Origin of the sequence: Streptomyces graminilatus (genome assembly GCF_001418565.1) — a bacterium.
Classification (GTDB): Bacteria; Actinomycetota; Actinomycetes; order Streptomycetales; family Streptomycetaceae; genus Streptomyces; species Streptomyces graminilatus.
On the sequence record NZ_LIQQ01000243.1, the window covers coordinates 1 to 6,009 of the forward strand.

Below are 6,009 nucleotides of genomic sequence, written 5' to 3' on the forward strand. Positions count from 1 at the left end.
GGGGTGCTTACTTTCTGAGCTGGGGGTCACTGTGCGGGCTGGTCGCCTTCTGGGCGGGATCTCTGTCCGGGCTGGGGGCGCCTTCCGGGCTGCGATCGCTCTCCGGGCTGGGATCTACCTGCTGGCTGGGGTCAGTTTCCGACTCGGTGATCGCTTCCGACTCGGGGATCACCTCTGCGCGCGGGATCAGTCCCTGGGTGATGGGATCGCCTTCTGAGTGGGGCATGCCAGAAGTTGTCCACAGGCGCCGGAAATCCCCTCGGGCAATGTCGGTCCCGGCCTCTACCTTCGGCTCATGAGTTATCGCGATGTCGCCTCGAAGCAGGTCGTCATCTGGGCCTGTACGTCCGTCGGCGCCCGGATGCCGGTGGCCATGGCGCCGCTTGCCGTGGTGTTCCTGGTGCGTGAGCGTCCCGGCGGCTATGCGCTGGGCGCGGTTCTCGCCGCGGCCTATGTGCTCGGCGAGATCGTCGGCGCCCCGGTGCTCGGCATGCGGCTGCGACCCGAACGGGCCCGGCCCCAGTTGGCCACGGGCCTCGCGGCCGGATGCGCCGGGTTCGTGGGCCTCGGGGCGCTTCCCGGGGCGCATCCGGTGGTCCTGGCCGCGTTCGCGTTCCTGGCCGGTGGCGCCCCGGCCGCATCCGCCGGCGGCCTGCGCGCGATGCTCACCGACCTGGTCCCGGAACGTGCCGTGGCACAGGCGATGTCCACGGAGTCGATACTCGTGTCGGTCATCTGGGCCGTCTCGCCCGCCGCCGTCACCGGTCTTGCCCTGGGCGTCGCGCCGCGCGTACCGCCGCTGCTCGCGGCTGCCTTGATGGCCTCGGCGGTCGCGGGCCTGTGGCTGCTGCCGGTGGGCTGGAAGACGGGCGACACGGATGGCGGGGGCGACACGGGCGACGCGGATGGCAGGGGCGGCGCGGGCGGCCAGGGGCGGGCCGGTGAGTCGCCGCTGCGGGTGCTGATCCGTGCCTGGCCGGTGTTCGTCACGGGCGCGGCCGGACTCGCGCTGCTCGGTCTGGCCGAACTCGTCCTGCCCGCCCTCCTCGAACAGCGCGGCATCCGCGTCGGCTGGTCCGGCCCGCTGCTGACGGGTCTTGCGGTGGGCGGCGGCCTCGGCGCGTTCCTCTACGGGCTGCGCGACTGGCCGGGGCTGCCGCGCAACCGCGGTGCCGTGCTGATCTGCGGGATGTCGGCGTGCATGACACTGGTCGCGCTGATACCGAGCGCGACGGGGATCGCGGGCGCGCTGGCCGTGGGCGGCATGCTCCAGGCGGGCGGGCTCCTCAACCGCAACCTGGCGCTGCGCGAGGCCCTGCCGCCGGGCATCCTGGCCGCGGGCTACTCGGTGATGTACGCGGCTGCCGGCGTGGGCTACGCGGCCACCGGCTCCCTCGCGGGCGCCCTGCTGCCGGTGACGACCCCGTCCAACGCCATCCTGGCCGGCGTGGCCCTGACACTGGTGCTGGGGGCGATCGGATGGTGGGGTGAGAAGCGCTCCGGTGAGCGGCCAACGGCACCTGGGGCCGACACGGCCGACATCGCCGTCATGGTCGTGAGCGCCGGTGGCGCCGCCCCGGCGGGCCCGGTGGACCAGGTGGACAGGGGTTCCGCGGGTTCCGCGGGTTCAACGGGACCCCTCGGCTCAGCTCGCGATCCGGGCGCCGACCCTTGCCGCCTCGCCGCCTCCGGCCACCTCGACGCCCCCGGTCCGGAAGGTACGGCGATACGCGGTCGGCGTGACCCCGAGCACCGCCTGTAGGTGCTGGCGCATGGACTGGGCCGTGCCGAAGCCGGCGTCGCGGGCCACCTGGTCGACGGAGAGCCCGGTGGACTCCAGCAGGTGCCGGGCCCGCTCCACGCGCTGCCGGGTGAGCCACTGGCCGGGGCTGACGCCGACCTCCTCGCGGAACCGGCGCGTGAACGTACGTACCGACATCGACTCACGCTCGGCCATGTCGCGCAGTTGCAGCGGCTCGTGGAGGCGGTCGAGCGCCCAGGCGCGGGCGGTGGCCGTGGTCGCCAACTGGGGCTCCGGGACCGGGCGTTGGATGTACTGGGCCTGCCCGCCGTCACGGTGCGGCGGTACGACCGTACGGCGGGCCACCTCGTTGGCGACGGCGGTGCCGTGGTCGCGGCGCACCATGTGCAGGCACAGGTCGACCCCGGCCGCGACGCCTGCCGAGGTGAGCACGTCACCGTCGTCGATGAACAGGACGTCCGCGTCGACCTTGATCCCGGGGAACGTCCGCTGGAAGTGCTCGGCGTCGGCCCAGTGGGTGGTGGCCGGGCGCCCTTCCAGCAGACCGGCGGCGGCGAGCACGTACACGCCGGTGCAGATGGAGGCGAACCGGGTGCCCGGCCGGACGTGGGCGAGGGCGGCGGCCAGCTCGTCGGTCAGCACGCCCTCCTCGAACACCGGGCCGAGTTCGTACGACGCCGGGACGATCACCGTGTCGGCGGTGGCCAGGATCTCGGGGCCGTGGGCGACCTGGACGGTGAAGTCGGCGTCGGTCTCGACCGGTCCCGGCGGCCGGACGGAGCAGGTGACGACCTCGTACAGATGCCGGCGACGGGCGTCCCTGGGGCGGCCGAAGATGCGGTGGGGGATGCCCAGTTCGAAGGGAAGCACTCCGTCGAGGGCGAGGACGACGACGCGGTGGGGCCGGAAGGCAGGCTCCGCCGCGTCCGCCGGATCTACCGGCTCCACCGGGGTGTCCCTTTCAGAGCGAGGCGAGGTCATGGCCCGATCCTAGCGAATGCTGTCCTTCCGGCCACTCGATGGGATGGAATGCGGGCCGGAAACTTGACGGCGTGACGACGACGCCCAGACAGACAGCAGATGGCACAAATGCCGCCCCCGACGCACCCGCCGATGCCGCGGACGCCCCCGATCACGGCCAGAAGCCCGACCGGGCGCCGCGCTTCGGCCCGCGGCGGAGCCGCAAAATGTCACCGCACCGGGCCTGGTTCGTCGCCGCTGTCGCGTTCGTGACGATCATCGGCGCGGCGGCCTTCCGCTCCCTGCCCGGGCTGCTCATTGACCCGCTGCACGCCGACTTCGGCTGGTCGCGCGGCACGATCGGCGCGGCCGTCTCCATCAACCTCGCGCTGTACGGGCTGACGGCGCCCTTCGCCGCCGCGCTGATGGACCGCTTCGGCATCCGGCGGGTCGTCGCGGCCGCCCTCGGGATCATCGCGCTGGGCTCCGGACTGACCGTGTGGATGACGGCGGCCTGGCAACTGATGCTGTGCTGGGGCCTGTTGGTGGGGCTCGGCACGGGTTCGATGGCGCTGGCCTTCGCGGCGACGGTCACCAACCGCTGGTTCACCGAGCGCCGGGGCCTGGTGACGGGCATCCTGACGGCGGCCTCGGCCTCCGGCCAGTTGATCTTCCTGCCCCTCCTGTCGTGGATCATCGAGACGTACGACTGGCGCCCGGCGGCGGTGACGGTGTCCCTGGCGGCCCTCACGGTCGTCCCCTTCGTCTGGCTGCTGCTGCGCGACCACCCGGCCGACGTTGGCCTGAAGCCGTACGGGGCAACGGAGTTCGTACCGAAGCCGCCCCCTGTCCAGGGCGCGGCACGCCGTACGGTCCAGGTGCTGCTGTCGGCGGTCCGCACCGGCCCGTTCTGGCTCCTCGCGGGCACGTTCGCGATCTGCGGGGCCTCCACCAACGGCCTGATCCAGACCCACTTCGTGCCCGCCGCCCACGACCACGGCATGCCGATCACGGCAGCCGCCTCACTGCTCGCGGTCGTCGGCGTCTTCGACGTGGTCGGCACGATCGCCTCCGGCTGGTTCACCGACCGCCACGACCCGCGCCGCCTGCTGGCGGTGTACTACGCGCTGCGCGGAGTCTCGCTGTTGTTCCTTCCAATGCTGCTGGCGCCGTCCGTCCACCCTCCGATGATCTTCTTCATCGTCTTCTACGGCCTCGACTGGGTCGCCACGGTCCCGCCCACGGTCGCCCTGTGCCGCGAGCACTACGGCGACGACAGCGCGATCGTCTTCGGCTGGGTCCTCGCCTCCCACCAGGTCGGCGCGGCCCTCGTAGCCTTCCTGGGCGGCCTGGCCCGGGACATCTTCGGCGCGTACGACGTGGTCTGGTACGCGTCGGGGGCGTTGTGCGCGGCGGCCGCATTGATGGCGTTGGTGATTCGGCGGCGGCCGGTGGGCGGGCTGGTTGCGGCTTGAGGCTGTCCGCCCCCGTTTGACGCGGATTCGCCCCCCCGTCAAACGGTCGTGGGTGGTTTCGGCACCGCTGTCGATCAGCCGAGCGCCTGGCAGGTGGTTCCTGTCATGCAGGGCGGGCTGCGATCTGTCGGCGGGCGGCGTCCCAGATCTCCTCGAACTCCTCGAAGGTCAGCTGCTCCGGATCATGGCCTTCCCACTCCGAGACGGGCAGTTCCGCTGTTATCCCGAACCGGCTGTCGTACTCGGCGAGTTTGCCCGCAGCGTGGGCCTGCTGCCATTCGTCGAGGGAGGCTGCCGCTACCGGGGTCAGTCCAGGCCCTTGGAGCTCGATCTGACGGGTCACCCAACTCTCGGCGTCGACCTCGAAGTAGAACCAGATGTCTTCCAGGTCCCAATAGCAGCGCATCCATGTCGTCACCGGCCCATCATGACGGAGCCCTCGGATCGTCCACAGGGCCGATGTCAGAGCCATGCCGGAGGATCGCGCCCATGCTGATTGCGACGAATGAGGCTGGGCGCGTGATGAAGAGGCCGCCGAACCAGGTGATAGGCACGATGCTGGCGCGAGCCGCGCCTACGGCTGAGCCACGTAACAAATGGCCTGGATCTGCTGCCCGTTGCCGTACCTGTGTGCGGCCTCGCCGGTTCGGAGCCAGCCGAGGCGCTCGTAGAGGCGGATGGCGGCGGTGTCCTTGGCCATGACGTCCAGGACGAGGCGGCGGTTGTGGTGTCGTGCGTAGTGCGTGGCGGTCCGTACGAGACGTTCACCCAGGGCCCGTTGCCGTGCGCCGCTGACGACGAAGAGGCGGGCCAGCACCGCGATGTGCTGCTCGTCGTCCCCACTCCGGCCTGCCCACAGGGTCACGGCGTCCTCGCCACGCGGGCGCATCACCGCCACGTGGCCGACGATCCGCCCGTCGGCCTCGGCGACCCAGGAGGCGAGCACGTCGTCCGACCGCAGCCACGCCTCCGGGTGGGCGACGCCCTCGACCGGGTAGCCGTCGGTGGCGTGGACGTCGGTCAGGGCCGCTGCCGCGCCGGGGAGGTCCGTGTCCTCGTAGGGGCGGATGGTGGCGGTGTTGTCCATGCCGGGCTCCTGCTGGGGGCGGTGTTCAGTCGACGGGCAGTTCGTAGAGCAGGCCGGTGCGGTCCGCGCGGTGCACGTAGCGGGACACCTCGAACGGACTGCCCTCCTGGTCCAGACTCGTGTGCAGAACCTCGATGACGGGGACACCGGAGGGCAGGGCAAGGGCGGCTGCCTCGGCCGGCGTCGGCATGCGTGCGGTGATCTCGTCCCGTACGCGGGTCATGACGTGACCGAGTTCCTCAAGCCGGCCGTAGATCCCGTCCTTGCCGGTGTTGGGCCGGGTGAGCGGTGTGTCCTGTGCTTCGTCCCAGCGCAGGTAGGTCGACACGATCTGGACGGGCTCGTCGTCGGCGAAGTAGTGGTTCTCCCGGTGCAGCACGCTTTCGTCCTCGGCGGGAACGTTGAGGCGCTCGGCGATGTCCTCGGGCGGGCGTGCCCGGGTGATGCTCACGACGTCGATACGGGCCTCCTTGCCCTGACGCTGAGCTTCGAGCCGAAAAGGGGTGAGGCCGGTTTCGCGGTGCGCACGGGAGTAGCGGTCGCTGCCGAAGCGCAGCAGCCTTTGCGGCTCGCGTACGAAGACACCGCTTCCGTGACGTGCCGTCACCAGCCCTTCCTCGGCGAGGAGCCGGATGGCCTCGCGGGCCGTGTTGCGGGCGGCTCCGTACTGCTGGGCGAGATTGCGTTCGGACGGCAGCTTGTCGCCGGGCGCGAGCTGCCCGGCC

The 6,009-nt window shown here is 71.5% G+C and carries 6 protein-coding genes; 2 read left to right on the forward strand and 4 right to left on the reverse strand.

The genetic code is table 11. From position 1 onward, the window contains the following. Positions 1 to 295 precede the first annotated feature (295 nt). Positions 296 to 1,762, forward strand: coding sequence for a hypothetical protein (locus tag AOK08_RS20905; RefSeq protein WP_055528173.1), 1,467 nt, complete (start codon positions 296 to 298; stop codon positions 1,760 to 1,762). Here the strand turns inward: AOK08_RS20905 and AOK08_RS43410 are convergent. After that, positions 1,646 to 2,743 (reverse strand): GlxA family transcriptional regulator, encoded by a 1,098-nt coding sequence (locus AOK08_RS43410; RefSeq protein WP_079054163.1) that lies wholly within the window; start codon positions 2,741 to 2,743, stop codon positions 1,646 to 1,648. The two genes, AOK08_RS20905 and AOK08_RS43410, sit on opposite strands and share 117 nt — an antisense overlap. 206 nt (positions 2,744 to 2,949) lie before the next feature. Here AOK08_RS43410 and AOK08_RS20915 point away from each other — a divergent pair, with 206 nt between their 5' ends. Continuing rightward, the gene (locus tag AOK08_RS20915; protein ID WP_241827029.1) at positions 2,950 to 4,197 is read left to right on the forward strand and encodes an MFS transporter; all 1,248 of its coding nucleotides are present in this window, start codon (positions 2,950 to 2,952) and stop codon (positions 4,195 to 4,197) included. 103 nt (positions 4,198 to 4,300) lie between these two features. On the opposite strand, the gene AOK08_RS20920 is transcribed toward AOK08_RS20915, so the two are convergent. From AOK08_RS20920 to AOK08_RS20930, 3 genes are all read right to left on the reverse strand, one after another. Next, positions 4,301 to 4,603 carry a hypothetical protein gene (locus AOK08_RS20920; protein WP_055528206.1) on the reverse strand — a complete coding sequence of 101 codons (303 nt, stop codon included), beginning with the start codon at positions 4,601 to 4,603 and terminating at the stop codon, positions 4,301 to 4,303. Between the two features lie 168 nt (positions 4,604 to 4,771). Further along, positions 4,772 to 5,284 (reverse strand): GNAT family N-acetyltransferase, encoded by a 513-nt coding sequence (locus tag AOK08_RS20925; protein WP_055528189.1) that lies wholly within the window; start codon positions 5,282 to 5,284, stop codon positions 4,772 to 4,774. Positions 5,285 to 5,309: 25 nt separating this feature from the next. Next, positions 5,310 to 6,009, reverse strand: a 700-nt coding sequence (locus AOK08_RS20930; protein WP_055528193.1) for a GntR family transcriptional regulator, incomplete at its 5' end; no start/stop codon positions are given.